At 59.8% G+C, this 16142-nt stretch carries 14 protein-coding genes; 4 read left to right on the top strand and 10 right to left on the bottom strand.

Translation table 11 applies throughout. The annotated features are described in order from the left end of the window. Positions 1-54 precede the first annotated feature (54 nt). Positions 55-1602: a hypothetical protein gene (locus tag P9M14_17080; GenBank protein ID MDP8257461.1), complete on the bottom strand. Its 1548-nt coding sequence runs from the start codon at positions 1600-1602 to the stop codon at positions 55-57. A 327-nt stretch (positions 1603-1929) separates the two neighbouring features. Here P9M14_17080 and P9M14_17075 point away from each other — a divergent pair, with 327 nt between their 5' ends. Beyond that, positions 1930-3330: a radical SAM protein gene (locus P9M14_17075; protein MDP8257460.1), complete on the top strand. Its 1401-nt coding sequence runs from the start codon at positions 1930-1932 to the stop codon at positions 3328-3330. An 11-nt stretch (positions 3331-3341) separates the two neighbouring features. Here the strand turns inward: P9M14_17075 and P9M14_17070 are convergent, their stop codons facing one another. Then, positions 3342-4958, bottom strand: coding sequence for a DUF2079 domain-containing protein (locus P9M14_17070; protein MDP8257459.1), 1617 nt, complete (start codon positions 4956-4958; stop codon positions 3342-3344). Positions 4959-5163: 205 nt separating this feature from the next. On the opposite strand from P9M14_17070, the gene P9M14_17065 reads away from it, so the two are divergent. Together P9M14_17065 and P9M14_17060 are read left to right on the top strand one after the other, a co-directional pair. Then, positions 5164-6558, top strand: a complete 1395-nt coding sequence (locus P9M14_17065; protein MDP8257458.1) for a radical SAM protein — start codon at positions 5164-5166, stop codon at positions 6556-6558. A gap of 38 nt (positions 6559-6596) precedes the next feature. Beyond that, the gene (locus P9M14_17060; GenBank protein ID MDP8257457.1) at positions 6597-7988 is read left to right on the top strand and encodes a radical SAM protein; all 1392 of its coding nucleotides are present in this window, start codon (positions 6597-6599) and stop codon (positions 7986-7988) included. Positions 7989-7997: 9 nt separating this feature from the next. Here the strand turns inward: P9M14_17060 and P9M14_17055 are convergent, their stop codons facing one another. From P9M14_17055 to P9M14_17030, 6 genes are all read right to left on the bottom strand, one after another. Beyond that, positions 7998-9248 carry a (Fe-S)-binding protein gene (locus P9M14_17055; protein ID MDP8257456.1) on the bottom strand — a complete coding sequence of 417 codons (1251 nt, stop codon included), beginning with the start codon at positions 9246-9248 and terminating at the stop codon, positions 7998-8000. A 2-nt stretch (positions 9249-9250) separates the two neighbouring features. Beyond that, entirely contained in the window at positions 9251-9979 is a 729-nt protein-coding gene (locus tag P9M14_17050; GenBank protein ID MDP8257455.1) for a respiratory nitrate reductase subunit gamma, read from the bottom strand. Positions 9980-9997: 18 nt separating this feature from the next. Further along, positions 9998-10237, bottom strand: a complete 240-nt coding sequence (locus P9M14_17045; protein MDP8257454.1) for a sulfurtransferase TusA family protein — start codon at positions 10235-10237, stop codon at positions 9998-10000. An 18-nt stretch (positions 10238-10255) separates the two neighbouring features. After that, positions 10256-10801: a DsrE/DsrF/DrsH-like family protein gene (locus P9M14_17040; protein MDP8257453.1), complete on the bottom strand. Its 546-nt coding sequence runs from the start codon at positions 10799-10801 to the stop codon at positions 10256-10258. A 219-nt stretch (positions 10802-11020) separates the two neighbouring features. Then, complete coding sequence (locus tag P9M14_17035) at positions 11021-12958, bottom strand: FAD-dependent oxidoreductase (protein MDP8257452.1); 1938 nt, start codon at positions 12956-12958, stop codon at positions 11021-11023. An 87-nt stretch (positions 12959-13045) separates the two neighbouring features. Continuing rightward, positions 13046-14527 carry a hypothetical protein gene (locus tag P9M14_17030; GenBank protein MDP8257451.1) on the bottom strand — a complete coding sequence of 494 codons (1482 nt, stop codon included), beginning with the start codon at positions 14525-14527 and terminating at the stop codon, positions 13046-13048. A gap of 110 nt (positions 14528-14637) precedes the next feature. Between P9M14_17030 and P9M14_17025 the strand changes: the two genes are divergently transcribed. Continuing rightward, positions 14638-15045, top strand: a complete 408-nt coding sequence (locus P9M14_17025; protein ID MDP8257450.1) for an FxsA family protein — start codon at positions 14638-14640, stop codon at positions 15043-15045. Positions 15046-15061: 16 nt separating this feature from the next. On the opposite strand, the gene P9M14_17020 is transcribed toward P9M14_17025, so the two are convergent. Both P9M14_17020 and P9M14_17015 read right to left on the bottom strand, forming a co-directional pair. Then, on the bottom strand, positions 15062-15658 hold the full coding sequence (locus tag P9M14_17020; GenBank protein ID MDP8257449.1) for a DUF1566 domain-containing protein: 597 nt from the start codon (positions 15656-15658) through the stop codon (positions 15062-15064). Then, on the bottom strand, positions 15636-16142 hold a 507-nt coding region (locus P9M14_17015), incomplete at its 5' end, for an integrin alpha (protein ID MDP8257448.1). The genes P9M14_17020 and P9M14_17015, both read right to left, overlap by 23 nt.

Below are 16142 nucleotides of genomic sequence, written 5' to 3'. Positions count from 1 at the left end.
GTTTTGCCGCGACCCGCTCATTTACCGCAAGCCGCGATCCTGCTGCGGGGCACGTCAATCCCCTCGGGCTCGATCAATGCTGTGCAACGCCTCTTCGGCTTCAATCTCCCACACGCCGGTGGCATCGGCGATCAGCCATTTTCCTTCGGTCGAGACAGACACTCCGCGCAGCCTGCGGAACAGCGCCTTGATAACATCGATGCGGAACTCGACCAGTCGCATGCTCCAGCGTCTGTCGCCCACCGACAGATTGCCGATAGCCCTCAGCCGATCCAGATCGATCAGCGAGAGCGTGCCGCTGAAGTAATTGCCCACCAACAGCAGGCGGCGTGCTTCGTCAATTGCCATATCGCGCGGACCTCCTCCGACTCTGATCCTTTTTAGCAGGTTCAGATTCTCGTCGAAGACCACAACTTCTCCCTGGAACGCGCGCGAGATGAAGACGTTGCCCGTCTGCTCGTCCACGATAACGTCCCAAGAGATCAGGCCGATAAACCGCTCGCTCTGCTTGTATTCGCCGGTCAGTTCAAGCACGCTCAATGTCGGTGAGATGATCTCGCTTGTGACGTAGCCCCGAGCCCGTTGGCGGTCGACGGCGGTGGCGTCCGGCAGGCATGGCAGCTCCCATTCCTGAATAACAGCAGAGCGCTCGATCGAATACAGATGCGCGCTGCAACTGTGTTCGCAGACCACCAACACTTGCTCGCGTGGATCATCTACCGCCGCGTAGACCGCGAACCTACAGTTACTAATTTGTATCGTCTTGTCCTCGTACCCATTAATCGCGCTAAGGGACCTGTGCGGCATGGCGCAGAAGTTGGCCGCGTAAACCGTCCCTGATGCCTGGTGGATGTCCAACCGTTGCGGACGAATAGTGCTGTCCACCAAATGGACATCGCCCTGGGAGACAATCACAAGCTGCTTTTCCTCGTGGGATGTTATGTAGTACCTGCCGTCGAGCTCCTCCACGTCGTAGGCGGCCTCAGTATAGATAGCGCGTTGACTCACCTGCGGGGCCAGGTAGAACCACGCTGTGTTGATTAAAAGGAACAACGTCAGCCCCAGACTCGAACAGATCAGCAGCATTTTTTTACGAAGTCGACTGTTGAGGATTCGCATGGCAATGTACACGCCGAGCAACACAATCCCGGCAATTGCGCTTAACCCGGTATACCAGCAGCTCAGATAGGCCCAGCACGAGAGTGCCATCAGAATCCAGATCACCAATGCCGTACGGAACAGAAAACGAAATACCGCTCGCAAGGCGACATCGAGCGACCTTGTCTTGAAATAATTACGCAGGCCGATAACCAGGGACACCAGCGCCATTAGAGAAAAGAACGCCGTCAACAGCCACGGATCCATCAGGACTGCAGTGGAAATCGGCCCGCTAATGGCGACCAGCTCCAGCAGGTAGTCGTCGATCCAACTCAGCGATCCGCCGCGACGTAACGCGTTTTCGATCCAGGCCAGAATCGGCAGTACGGCGAGTAACAGAAAAATCGCCTCTGAAAATGAATAGCGCATCCGCCACTGTTTGATAAGTCTTATTATTAGATTGCTCATCGCGACCACCAGCTCGATACGGTATTCAGCTTCCAACAGCGATATCGCAGTTTAATGTAAAACCATGATTGATTTACAGCTTATCAGCGATTATATCCGCCGCTGGACAGCACTTCGCCCACATCGCTGGATCGCTGCCGGGTGCGGCAGGTACGGCACGTCCGGGGCATGGATCGTATCTTGTTGTGGAATGCCGGCCAGGTGGGTCGTACAGCAGTGCTGTGCATATCAGAACACTTTAACCCACGACTTTCTCCGGAGTTGAGATCGTGCCCGGGCAAAGCTTGTCCGTGGTCAAGGCCATGGACTCCGATCGAGCCTCGTGTAAAACTGCACGCAATTAGGAACTCCAAGGAGAGCGTAATGGCCAAGGTCCTGCTGTTGCAGGCTGCAACTCATCGCTGGCGCATCGAACGCACTCAGCCGCTGGGGCTGATGTACCTGGCATCGACCCTGCGTGCACGCGGCCACCAACCGCGGATCTTCGATTTGCGCACCTTTGACGATTGCGAACCCGAACGTGCTCGACCAGTACTGCGCGATTTCAAACCGGACGTACTGGGCATCTCCTCGCACAGCCCCGAATCGCCGGTGATGTATCGCCTTGCGGCCATGGCGCGCGAGGAGCGGCCCGACCTGCCGATCTTCGTCGGCGGCAGCCATGCCACCAACTATCCGGACGAAACTCTCGCGCAAGGTCCGCAAATCGACGCGGCCGTGATCGGCGAAGGCGAGCGCACGCTGCTTGAGTTGATCGACGCCTGGGGATCGGACTCCCCGCTGTCCGCGATTGCAGGCTGCGTCGTCCGCGGTCCCAACGGCCCGGAACGCACCGCCCCGCGCGAACCGATCGAGGATCTGGACTCCCTGCCCTTCCCGGCCTGGGACCTGATCGACATGCAGGCCTACTACCGCTATCCCAGGCTGGGGGTGATCGCCGCGCGGCGCGAGTACATGCTGATGCTCACCTCGCGCGGCTGCCCCTACGACTGCGCCTACTGTCATCACAACATGGGACGCCGCTATCGCCCGCGCAGCGCCGGCAACGTCGTGGACGAGATCGAACGGCTCTATTGCGATTACGGCGTGCGCGAGATCGTGATCGCCGACGATTCGTTCAATCTGATCCGCGAGCGGGTACATAAAATCTGCGAGATGATTTTGGAGCGCGGGCTGAAGATCGCCATCACCTTCCCCACCGGCATTCGCGGCGATGTGCTCGACGATGAGACGCTCGTGCTTTTACGACGCGCCGGCACCTACCGCATCATGTTCGCCATTGAGACCGCCACGCCTCGGCTGCAAAAGCTGATCAACAAAAACGTCGATTTTCCCAAGCTCGAACGCGCGATGCACACGGCCCACAAACTTGGCATGCTGTTGCACGGCGCTGTGATGCTCGGCCTTCCGACCGAGACCGAGCAGGAGATGCGCGACACGGTCCGCTACATCCGCCGCTCGCCGCTGCACACCATCGGGCTGTACCGCGCCACGCCTTACAAGGGTTGCGAGCTGTTCGAGATCGCCAAGCGGATGGGGATCGAGCTACCCGATTCGAGCAGCACCATGTCGCTGTGGGAAAGCAACGTCAATCTCAGCGCGGAGCCGCTCGAGACGGTCAACCGCATTTCGCGCAACGCCTACTTTCAGTTTTACGGCAATCCATTACGGATGCTCTCGCTGATCAGCCGCCTACCCAACAAGCTGCTGATGCTGCCGCTGCTCGTCAAACTATTCATAAAAAATATCCGCGGATACGGCTGAAAGTAGCGTCCTTATAATCCCAGGCGCTGCCGATCCGCGGACGTCAACTGGGTCGGCGAGTAGAATCTGCGCTCAGCCCCAGGCCCGAGATCGATCTGGCCTCCGTCGGTATAGGGATTGGGTAGGTTGTGCAGCAACAGCGGAAGGTTCTCGGCGATGAACTGTGCAACCTCGCGATTGCGAGTCCTCGGCGCGCCCATTCGCATTTCGATGATTCCGTCCTCGAAATAGGTGACGCCCATTCGCGGGTGCGAGACCGTGAGGAACAACAGCTTGTCGATTAGCCGTTGGCGGCTGATGGCGAACTCGAAAGCGTAGAGATCGACGAGCACAACGTTAAATTCGTGATACTCAGCCGGCAGCCATTCAGCGATGTAATCACGAACCGGGTATCCGTCGGGACGTTCGCAGAACGTGCTGGAGAGCAGCGGCTGGAGGTCTTTGGGGAAACTTTCGAAAGCTGCCAACGCTGTACGCTGATGATCCGACATCCTGTAGTAGTCCAGGTTGAACTTGTCTGTCAGCGGAACCGGGCCAAAAATCGACGGCGTTAAAAACCAGTGCGTGGCCAGGGCCATGACGAGCCACAGACCGGCCAACGCATGTATGCGGCGCACGCCATAGCGCTGTCTTAGGCTCGCTATTGCCTCGATTGAAGCCAGGTGCAGGTACCCGACTAAAAACACCGCCGGATAGATGAACAGATATCCCTTATCGAGCATCAGCTCGTGCAGAATATTGAGTCCGGGCATCTGCTCCAGTCCCAGCGAGAACAGCAACACGTATCCGAACTCCACGAGCACCGGCAGCAGCGCAGCTGGAGCGGCCAGCGGCAGAAACAGCAGCGGCAGCAGATACTCGGGCAGCCACAGCCAGGCGCCGGAACCAAAGAAATCGCCCAGTACCGGCCAGAGCATGGACGGATCGTCGGCCAACGGTCCGAGCAAATTTGCGCTGAGCATCGCCGGCGGGGTTTGGTCGAATATCAGGTTCGGCGCGTAGAGCTTGATCAGCGTGCTCGCACTCAGCGCGGCGACGAACCAGATCGCGCAGACCCAGACGCCGCGCCGCAAGTACGACAGTCCGCTGCGGCGATAGGCTATAGCGCAATAGATGCCGTTGATCAGCAGGATATTTAATTTGCAGGCGCAGCCGAGCACCAACACAGCCCAGAACAGCCGCCGATTGTTAAGCTGCCTGGCTAAAACCAGGGCGATCATCAGCGGCAAGGCCAAGGCGTCCCAACGGAAGCCGAACATCGTCTCGGTGTTGATGTAAGGATTGAGCGCAAAGGCCGCGGCCACTACCAACGCCTGCCACGGCGACCCCAACCGGCGTAGTGCGACGGCGTAAAGCAACGGGATGCAGGCCGCAATCGAAAGTGCCTGCAACACCGGCAGAACATAGGGCGTGCGCAGCAATTTGCAGAGCAGACCGACCAACAGACTTATCGGCTGGATCACGATCCCGGTCAGGAAATAGCTAAACTGCTCGAACGTCATTTCCCGCCACCACGGCGAGAGAATCAGGTCGAACCAATAGAGGTTGTTCGCAACATCGATGGTCGACCACTCACCGTTGCGCAGCTTCAGGCACTTGAGCACAGCGAAACAAATGGCATAGCTCAATGTCAGCGCGGCTACCGTCAAATGGGCTGCCAGCGCTCTGCGCCCTACTGTCGTAGCGGGCGTATCATTGTTTCGCTGAGTCTGCGACATCGGTCAAAGCCTTGTATACTGGCAAACATCAACCAAGGCAAATCCGCAACTTACACCCATGGAAAGTTGTGCACACGCTTTCAAGGTCCGCAGGCGCGTTGCTATAATCCCGGCCATGAAAGTCTTCTTAGCACAGGCGGCAGTCTATACGCCGGACGTTGAACGCAGCATGCCGTTGGGGATCATGTACCTTGCATCGTATTTGCGCGAACGCTACGGCTGCGAGGTCAAGCTGTTCGATATGCAGCTGCGGATCAAACGCGTCGAGCCGGTGATCCAGGCGGCTCGGGAGTTCGGCCCCGAACTGATCGGCATCAGCGGAATGAGTCCCGACGCCAGGGCAATCCAGTCCCTGACCCAAGCAATCAGGCGCGAATTCCCCGACGTGCCGCTGGTGATCGGCGGAGCCCACGCCACCAACTGCCCGGAACGCACGTTGGACGAGACCGACTGCGACTACCTGATTCCCAACGAGGGCGAACTGGCCCTCGGGGCGCTGGTCGAGCATCTACGCGGCGAACGCGAGCTGCAAGACGTGCCGAGCATCCTCTATCGCCGCGATGGCCAGACGGTGCAGCACGAGCCCGCGCCCTACATCGAAGACCTGGACAGCCTGCCCTTTCCGGCCTTCGACCTGATCGATATCGAGGGCTACTACAAGATCCAGCGTTGCGGCGTGATTTTCTCGCACAAGCGCTACGCGGCGATGGTCACATCGCGCGGCTGCCCCTACCGCTGCGCCTACTGTCACAACATCCTGGGCAAACATAACCGCGTGCGCAGCCCGGAGAACGTCGTCAATGAGATGCAATCGCTGGTACGCGAATACGGGGTCGGTGAGTTCGTGATCATGGACGACATGGTTAATCTCTACCCCAAGCGAATCAACCGCATCGCCGAGCTGATCATCGAACGCAAACTCGACATCAAACTGCATTTCCCGATCGGCATGCGCGGCGACATCATGACCGAGGAGTCGGTGCGGCTGCTTAAAAAGGCCGGCATGTTCCGTTGCATGTACGCCGTGGAGACCGCCTCTCCGCGTTTGCAAAAGATGATTCGTAAGAACAACGACCTGGACAAGATTTTACACATCATCGACTACACACAACGCCAGGGAGTGATGGTCCACGGGACGTTTATGCTCGGATTCCCCACCGAGACCGAGCAAGAGGCGTTGGCCACCCTCGAGCTGGCCCGACGCTCACGGCTGCACACCGCGGCGTTCTACCGCGTCATTCCCTACTGGGGCACCGACCTGTATCGCATGGCGCTGGACGCCGGAGTCGAGATGCCCCAGGAGATGGAGCACTACGAGTTCCACAAGTCCGACGCGATCAACATGTCGCAAATGCCCGACGAGACGCTCAGCCGTCTACGTCGTCAGGCCTATCGGAGCTTCTACCTACGGCCCTCGCGGCTGTGGAGAATCCTGCAGACCCTGCCCAATCCGTTGCGGTTGTTGCCGCTGCTGACCCTGACCTGGATCCGCAAGGCGCTGGTCTGGTGATCGGCCGCATGCCGCGCAGCCATCGCTGACTTGATGCCATGAGAATCCTGCTCGTCCACGCAGCATCCCGTTTTCCCCACGCGGAGAAATCCCATCCGCAGGGGATCATGTACCTCGCCTCGTACCTCAACGGGCGCAACGCTGCGCAGGTCGAACTGCTGGACATGCAGCTGGACACGGGCAACGTCGACAGCGTGATCGATCACGCCCGGCGGATTGCGCCCGATCTGGTCGGCTTCAGCGCCATGACCTTTGACGCGCCGGTGCTGCATCAGCTAGCCGGGCGGATCAAGGCCGAGCTGCCGCAGACGATCACCGTGGCCGGCGGCACCCATGCTACGTGTTACCCCGAGGACGTGATGGCCGACGAACACGTCGATTATCTGATCCGCGGCGAGGGAGAGCGCGCCTTTGAGCAGCTGATCGCGGCGCTGGACAGCGGCGGCAAGCTCGACGGAGTCGCCAGCCTGAGCTTCCGCAGCAACGGCGAGTTGATCCACACCGCGGAAGAGCCGTACATCGAGGACCTGGACAGCCTGCCCTTCCCGGCCTTCGACCTGCTACAGGTCGAGCGTTACTTCGACCTACCGCGAGTCGGAGTGATCTACGTCAATAAACGCTACGCCACACTGATCACCTCGCGCGGCTGCCCCTACCGCTGCGCCTACTGCCACCGCGTGTTGGGCAAGCGGCTGCGCAACCACAGCGTCGACTATGTGCTGGCCCTGATCGAGCGCCTGATGGCCGACTTTAACATCCGCGAGTTCGTGGTGATGGACGACATATTCAACCTCGACTTGGAGCGCACCAAGAATTTCGCGCGCGAAGTAATTCGCCGCAAACTGGGAATTACGCTGTCGTTTCCCTCGGGTTTGCGCGGCGATCGGATGGACGTTGAGGCCTTGCGATTGCTCAAACAGGCCGGCATGTACCGCTGCATGTTCGCCTTTGAGACCGGAAGCGCGCGGCTGCAAAAATACATTAAGAAAGATCTCGATATCGACAAGGTGCTCAAAATTGTGTCCGCGGCCTCGGACTTGGGGGTGCTGACCAACGGCGCGTTCATGATCGGATTTCCCACCGAGACCTATGAGGAGATGAAATCAACGGTGCGGCTGGCCGTGAAATCGAAACTGCACTCGGCCACGTTCCTGCGCGTGATCCCGTTTAAAAATACCGAGCTGTACGATTTGGCAGTGCGCGACCACGGACTGGTGCCTGAAGATTTCGACCAGTTCAACCTGCTCTCGACTTCTGTCAACCTCACCGACGTTCCCGAGCACAAGATCCGCCGGCTTAAGCGCTGGGCGTTCATCCGTTTTTACGCCTCGCCGGTCCGCCTGTGGCGCATCGCACGTCTGCTGCCGAACAAGCTGACACAAGTGCCCTACATCTTACGGTTCCTGTTCCGCAAGGCGTTCATCTGGTAACAGCTTTAATTAATCCTGAACCAGCGCCTCGGCCACCAAGTTCGACAGGTACTCGACCTTGACGTCCAGCTGATAATGCTCGTTGAGGTCTGAAAGCTGCGTGTGGCAGTTCTCGCAGGCAGTGGCCAGCACCTTGGCGCCGGTATCGCGCACTTGGTCGGCCTTGACCTTTGCCGATTTCATGCGGAAGTCCTTTTCGCCCATCGCCACCAGGCCTCCGCCCCCGCCGCAACACCAGTTGGCTGCGCGGTTGGGCTGCATCTCGACGAACTCGCCGGTGAGCTGTTCAATGATGTAGCGCGGATCCTCGTAGATTCCGCCGTTGCGCGCGATCTGACACGGGTCGTGGTAGGTCAGCCGTCCCTCGATCTTGCTGCGATCGACCTTGATCCGCCCCTCGCGCAAATAGCGCGCCATCAGCTCGACGAACGAGATCACCTCGAAGGGCAGCTCGCCCATCTGTTGTTTCATCACGCGGTAGGCAGTGCCGCACTCGCAGATCGCCACCTCTTTGACGCCCAGGCGCACGGCCTCGTCGATAATCCGCTGCGAGATCTCACGGGTCTTCTGAGGGTTGCCCACGAACGCGCCGAAGTTGACCGCCTCGAAGTAGGACAGCGACCACTTCTCCTGCGCCGCGTTCATAATCGCTGCCGCGGGAATCATCGAGTGTTTGCCGGCCAGCGCCACGTAGAGCACGTTGGCGCCCATCACGTCCAGCGGCACGGCCTCTTGCCCGCCTTCGCTGCGCCACATATCGAGCACCTCGGACTCGAGATTGTGCACGGCCTGGGCAAAGGTCTGCTTGGTCTGCTCGATGTTCTGGCCTTTGGCGATCGACATGTCCGAGAGCATGCTCAGCACCTTGGGCTCTTTGTCCGAGCCGATCAGCAGCATCTTGGCAATGCCCTGGATCGTCTGGGTATCGATACCGAACGGGCAATAGGTCATGCAGCGGCGGCAGCCGGTGCAGGTGTAGGCCGTCTCGTAGATCTTGTCCAGCCAACCGTCGTCCAGATCGATCGCCTCGTTCAGCGCCGGGGCCAGCTTGCCGCTGAGCTTGAAGTAGCGGTCGAACAGTCGGCGGATGTTCTGTGCGCGGCCAACCGCGCTGTAGCGGGTCTCGGGCGACGAGGCATAGGCGTGGCAGGCCTCGATGCACAGGCCACAACGCGTGCAGTTCTCCATGTACATCCGCACCGCGGAGGTCAGCCGCTCGCGGAACAGCTTCAGCAGTTCCTGTCTCTGGTCGTCTTCCATGGTCATCCCCTGCGAAGCTTGTTCATCGGCAGCGCGAAGAAGAAGTGCATCACCTTGCTAAAAGGCAGCAGCAGCAACAGCAGGTTGGCCAACAGCACGTGGAGTACCACCACCACGTAGTGCGAGCCGTAGAGCACGTCGCGCGGATTGTCGAACGTGAACTTGACCAGACCATCGAGGTAGGCCGCAAACTCGGGCTTGCCGATCACGAACCCGCCGCTGTTCCAGGAGTTGGCCCAACTAATCGTGTCGCCGGTGATAAAGATCAGGAACAGCAACAGCAGCAGCAGGTAGTCGGCGGGCACGCTGATCTCGCGTACCGGGCTGCGGAACCTGCGCCACATGAAGTACAGCACGGACACGGTCAGCACCACGCCCACGCCGCCGTATCCCAGCATGTGCTTGGACCCGGTAGGCATGATGTTGATCTGCGGCAGCAGGTCCAGGTGCGCAACGAGCAGCGCCAGCAGCGCCAGATGGAACAGTCCGAGAAAGACCCAGAACAGCGGCTGATGTTTGCGCACCGTGGGCATGGTAAAGACGTCGACGATCGCTCCGATCAGCGGCATGCGGCCAAGCAGCGTGCTGCGCTGCTCAAAGACCTTGAGCGTGAACGGGTGCCGCGGTCTGCGCCAGATCTGGACCGCGCGGATGATTATACCGACGATCGCCCAGGCCACCGCCAGGTAAACCATCGGGACGGTCACAAAATAGAAGAGCTTGTCGATCATCGTCGGCTCGCCCGCGGTCTATTTCAGGCGCTTGACAAAGATGCGGATCATCCCGGCCTCTTGCTTGGTCTCGACTATCTCGTGCCCGGTGGTCTGGGCCCAGGCCGGGAAATCGGAAAGCGATCCCGGATCGGTGGTCAGCACCTCGATCACCTCGCCGGTCTGGACCGAGCTGATATCCTGGCTGATCTTGACCACGGGCATCGGACAGGGCAGGCCCTTGTAATCTACCGTCTTGGTTACTGCATAATCTGGCATCTCTCGGCTCCTTGCGAATTAGATGAAAAGCTGGATTTTTGAATCTTTGGCCTCGGCGAGGAACGTGGCCACCCCGCAGTAGTCCAGATCGGGGTATTCGATGATCTCCTCGCGCTTGAAGCCCATCAGGTCCATCGACATTTCGCAGACCTTGATCTTGATGCCGAGCATCGCCGCCATCTCGAACAGCTGGTCGAGGCTCGGCGCGTTCTTCTTCTTCATCAGGTCCTTCATCATCGCGGTGCCCATGCCGGCCATGTTCATCTGCGAGAGTTTCGTTTTGTTGCGCCCCTTGGGGAGCAGCATGCCGAACATCTTGGACATCAGGTCCTTGCCGCGCACCTTGCCCTGGGGCTTGCGCAGGGCGGTCGTTCCCCAGAATGTGAAGAACTGCACGACCTGCATGCCCATGGCCGCCGCGCCCGTGGCGATGATCATCGCCGCCATCAGTTTATCCAGATCGCCGGAAAAGACGACCATCGACAGCTTGTTCTGCTGGCCGGTCCCGGTCTGAGCCACCGCAGCCTTGAGTTCGTCCAATTGTGTCTGTATTTCAGCGCTCATGATTTATGCTCCGGTTTGCCGCGTCGCTTTGATCGGCGTGGGCGAATAGTTTCAATCCATCGAGAATAAAGATAAAACGATACCCACACGGTAAACATGACATGCGTCATGTATTCGCTCGACATTCCGATTTTCTAATTTGATTTGTTCAGCAACAACGCGGAAAGATGCGCTCCTCCCGCAGCCGATCTAAAGAAAAGGGCTTGGTCTATTGATCGATTATTGATCCGCCTCAGCCTCGAGGATCATCGATGCCGCGGTCTGGCCCGAGCTGAGCACTGCGGACTGCCCGCCGCCGGGGAAAGTATAGGCGCCGGCAAGATAGAGGTTCTCGATCGGTGTCTGCTGCTGCAGCCTGCGCAACGTGCCCTGGTCCACGGTATTGGCCCAACCCAGGATCGTGCCCGCCGGGTTGAAACTGAACAGCTCGTTGGTCACCGGCGTGCCGATCTCCAAGACCTCGATGTGTTCAGACAGTCCGGGCAAATATTCCTCTGCGCGTGCGATCAACACCTGCGCCACGTTCTCGCGGTACTCCAGGTACTCCTCGTAGCCCTCGTCGAATCCCCAGCGTTGGTCGATGTCGTAGGGCAGATAGGTCGTGAGCGAGATCGAGCTCTTACCCTCGGGCGCGAAGCCCGGATCGACCTTGGAGTAGTTGGAGATAATGAAGAACGTGTTTTCCAGATCACCGCTGGAGGAATACTGGAAGTTAACGTCCATATCGTTGGACTCGTTGACCATCAGCTCGTGCGAGCCCTGGAACAGGTCGTTGTAATCGTAATCCACGCCCATGAAAACCTGCAGCGTGGCCACGCCCAGGGTCATGCCCTTGAGCTTCTGCACGTAATCGGCGGGGAGATATTCCTCGCCGACCATGCCCAGCAGTGTGGACCAAGCGTTGGCGTTGGAGACCACGTAGCGCGTGTTGTAGCAAGCGTCGTCCGCGGTCTGCACCTGCACCGCGCGGCCGTCCTGGATCACAATCTTGGTAGCGGTGGTGTTCAGCCGCAGGCTGCCGCCGTTCTCAAGGAACACCTGCGCCAGCCCCTCGGTGATGGTGGCCGACCCACCCTCGAAATAGTAGAAGCCCTCGAGGTGGTAGCCGCCCCACATCGTAACGAAGTACAGCGCCTGCAGCTCGGAGGGGCCCAGGCCGATGTAGGTTACTAATTGTTCGAACAGTCCGACCAGCTCAGGATCGTTAATGTACTGGCCGACCATCTCGGCCAGCGGCATGTCCATGTAGCGCAGCAGATTGATCGCGTAGGGCAGATCGTTGACCAGCTTAAAAATCTCTTCGATGGTTACGCCATCGCCCAAGGCCATCAGCTCTTGTAGCGCCCTGCTGCAACGGCGCATGTCCTCGAACAGCTCGACGATCCCGTCTTCCTCGTCGGGATAGCTCTCGATCAGCAGCTTGCGATACTCCCAGATGTCTCCGGGCACCAGCACGTCGACTCCGGGAAAGACCGCGCGGTAGGTCGGGTCGCACAAAATCGGATTTATGCGATGCATGATGTCCAGGTCCTCGAACATCGCGCGGGTCGAGCCGCCCTCGCCCAGGCCGCTCATGGCGTGCAGCGAAGCCTCGAAGGTGTAGCCGTCGCGCTGGAAGGTGGTCATGTAACCGCCGACCTTGTAGTGCTTCTCGATCAGCACCACGTCCATCCCGGCCAGCGCCAGGGCTGCCGCGGCAGCCACGCCGCCGCCGCCCGCGCCGATCACCACCACGTCGACGTCTTGCTCTGCCGGGCACTGGATCTGCGGGTCGAACTTGTGGCAGGCCGTGCAGTGGCGTTCGTCCACGAAATTGAGCGCCGCATGGCTCCCCGCGTGGCAGCTCGAGCATTGGTCAAGGGCGTGTCCGGCGGGCCGCAACGGCGCGCCGTTGGAACCGTGGCAGGTCACGCACTCGCCGTCGAGAAAACCATCGTAGTGCATCTGTCCATGGCACCCGGCGCAGTCGGCGTTGCCCCACCCCGAGTGCATGCCGCCCAGTTGGGCCGACACTACGTCCGGGCTGGCGCTGCTCACGGCATCGGGAGGCGCCTGGTCGTCGTCGTCATCGTCGCCTGATTCGCAGGCAATGCACAGCGTGAGCAACAGCGCCACGCACAGCAACGGCAGCAACTTGAACAGGCTGATACGGGACATCGGGCCTCCTTAACTTGATCTGATCGAGCGGGCGGTGTCTTCAGAATTCTATAGCACAGCGCCGGAAATATTTCCTCTTATCAAAATTCAACCGCAGCACTTTGCATCGCGGTCATCGTCGTCATCGCCAGCTTGGTCATCGTCTTCCTCGTCATCGTCGGACACATCATCATCGTCGTCATCAGGCACGTCGTCGTCGTCATCGTAGGGCCCCTCTCCGGGCAACACGCCGTAGTAGACATTGACCCAGTAGGCCAGCAGGTAATCAAATCCCGAACCCACCAGGTTGCGATCCTCGGGATGGCTGCATGCGGCCTGGAACACGCCCGAGCTCTGCCAGTACATATCGGTCCAGTGCCGGTCGTTGAGCTGACGAGCGTCGCGGGTCTGGGGCTCGATGCGAATCAGGCCTTCGAGAAACGGGAAAATCTCGGTCAACTGCGCAAGCAACACGGAGAGCGGATCGAGCTCCATCTCCGAGCAGGTGATGGCGCGCTTGTAGTCCGGCGGATCCCAATACTGGTTGAGTGTCAGCAGCGTGTCGTCCTCAATCTGTTGCAGTTCGGCCTCGTCGCAATGGCCTAGCCGCAGGCAGCCGGTGACGTGCACTGCGTCGAACCACGGATTGTAGGTCCCCTCGACCCACGGCCGGTTGTAGTTCTGCCACAGCTCCCAGAAGTGATACAGGCGCGAGTCCATCGGCCACAGGCGGAAGATCGCCTGGAAGTCCAGGTGCCGCAGGTTGTTGCCGTAGTACTCCTGGTAGCGGTTGAGAAACGCGCTGACGTCCACGGGCAAATAGGGCTTGTTGAGATCGAACTGCAGGTCGAGCAGCTCCCAGTAGTACGGCTCGTCGATCACGTAGGCTGCTTGCACCAGCCAGGCCAAACGTTTGAGCGGCCCTATCCATGCTGCGTTGTTGCCCGTGTATTCGCCGTTCTCATCGCGGATGTTCCACTGGTTCTCCTCGAGCATCTGCACCACAGATGCAAGGTCCTCGCGGATGATCTGCCGCACGTCGTGGTCCTCGTCGCCCAACGCCTGGTAGGCCCAGGTCATGCCGTACCAGTAGCCGCTGTATTGATCGCGGCTGGTCTGGTGGACCCAGAAGTAGTCCTCCCACTCGCCGCTGCCGTGCACCTTCCAGCCGTGATCGTCCGGGAAGTTGCAGTTCCAGGGCCACGAATCGTGCGCAGCGTAGCGCGGGATGTAGCCCGGCGTATCGGTGATCTGCATTGCGTCGTGCATGTACCCGACAATACGGATCACCTCCTCGCGGGCCGCAGGGTCCTGGGTGATGATGTAGCGCTGGGATTCGGCCGCGAGGTACATCCCGGTCCAGATCATGCTGTCGCCCTGGTTGTGCAGCCAGGTGACGTCGGTGTAGGTCTCGTCGCTGAACAAGGCCACGGTGGTCAGCCCGCCCAGATCGCCGGTGTGCCACCAGTTCTCGATCCACTGCTGATAGTCCTCGGCCTTGCCGTTGAGGTACGGGTCGAAGTCATCGGCAACAGCGGGCGCAGTCGCTACGATCAACAACAGGATCGTCAATATGCTCAATCTGCCCAAGACAACCTCCGTGGGTTCGAGGGAGCCGACATTGTTACCCGATCCACCGGACGTGTGCCAGAGGCTTGTCTCAACATTGACCCTGGGGTACAAGGTTCGCGGAGGTCGCCTTGGGACGATTATTTTTGCTGTTTACGCTGCTGCCGCTTGCCGAGCTGGTGGTGTTGATCCAGGTCGGCGGCCGTATCGGCGCGATGACCACGATCCTGATCGTGGTCTGCACCGCCTGGGTCGGCGCCGTACTGGCGCGACGCGAGGGTTTGCGGGTCTACGCCGACTTCCAGTCGCAGATCAAGTCCGGGCAACTGCCCGGTGACGCGATCCTCGAGGGCGTGCTGGTATTGGCCTCGGCCCTGACCCTGATCACCCCGGGATTCATCACCGACAGCGTGGGCCTGCTGCTGCTGTTACCGCAGGTGAGAAAGGCCGTTGTGCTCAAGCTGAAAAAGCATTACGCGGATAGGATCATGGTCAAGCAGGGGATCATCGACATCGACGATAACAACATCGACGTCTGAGAATACCGGCCGCCAATCACAGGGAGCGCACGCAGCGCGTGGCTCCATAATAATCGCAGGTGCTGACCTTGGGATTGGGCGAGATAAACGCCTCGTTGAAGTAGACGGTCCAGACGCGGACCTCGTAGTCCTCGACCTCCGAGCTGGTCCAATAGAAGAAACAATCGCCGACCAGCGCGGCCGGCCAGTAGCAGCCATCGGCCGGTCCGTTGCCATACAAGCAACCATCGCACCCCTCGTTTGCGCAATCGTACCCCAGGCAGTCGTCCTCAACGCGACATGCTCCACCCGATTCTGTATCCAGGCATCCGCGGATCAGACTGCGTAACTCGGAAATTGTGGGCAGGCGCCAGTTGCCGTAGCCCGCGTAGCTGAGGCTCGCGCAGTATTCCTCGGCCTGCTGCCAGTCAAGATAGTCGGCGGTCGGCTTGATTTGCCACATCAGACCCTGTTGCGGGTCGCTGACCACGTCTCCCTCCGGGTCTTCCCCCTGGTCGTCATCGTCGTCATGGTCGTCATGGCCGCACGCCGCGCACAGCACCAACAGCGAGCAGGCGATCGCCAGCAGCGCGGCCCTGTTCATCAGCACGTCAACCGCAGCACGACGAATCATCGTCATCATCTCCCTGGTCGTTGTCCGCATCATCGCAAGCGTCGGTCTGTTCGTTGCAGACTTCGTCCTGAGTCTCACACGGGTCGCCCGCATGCTCCTGGCAATCTCCTTCTAGGCAGGCATCTTCGCCGTTGCAAAACAGGCCGTCGTCGCAGGCCGAGCCGTCGTTGTACGACCACTGGTCCTGTGATTGGTCCGGTTCGCACAACAGGCAGACGTTGTCCGGGTTCGCCTCGCCCGGCCCGTAGTGCTCGCCGTCGATCTCGCAGCCGAAGAAGGTGCCGTGATAGACAAAAGCGCCGCCCTCATCATCCTGCTGCGGGCCCCTGCTGTAATCCGGCGCGCCCACGATCACGTCATCGTACCCGTCGCCGTTCACGTCGCCGGCCGTGGAGACGCTGCTGCCGAAGTGAGCGCCGTCCTGCCCCAGGCCGGCGTTCCAGTCCGGCTCAAAGGACAATCCCATTATCCGCGAGCCCAAATA

Origin of the sequence: Candidatus Alcyoniella australis, from assembly GCA_030765605.1 — a bacterium.
GTDB lineage: Bacteria > Lernaellota > Lernaellaia > JAVCCG01 > Alcyoniellaceae > Alcyoniella > Alcyoniella australis.
The sequence above is the reverse complement of the archived record's forward strand: the minus strand, read 5'-3'. Positions and strand labels throughout refer to the sequence as shown.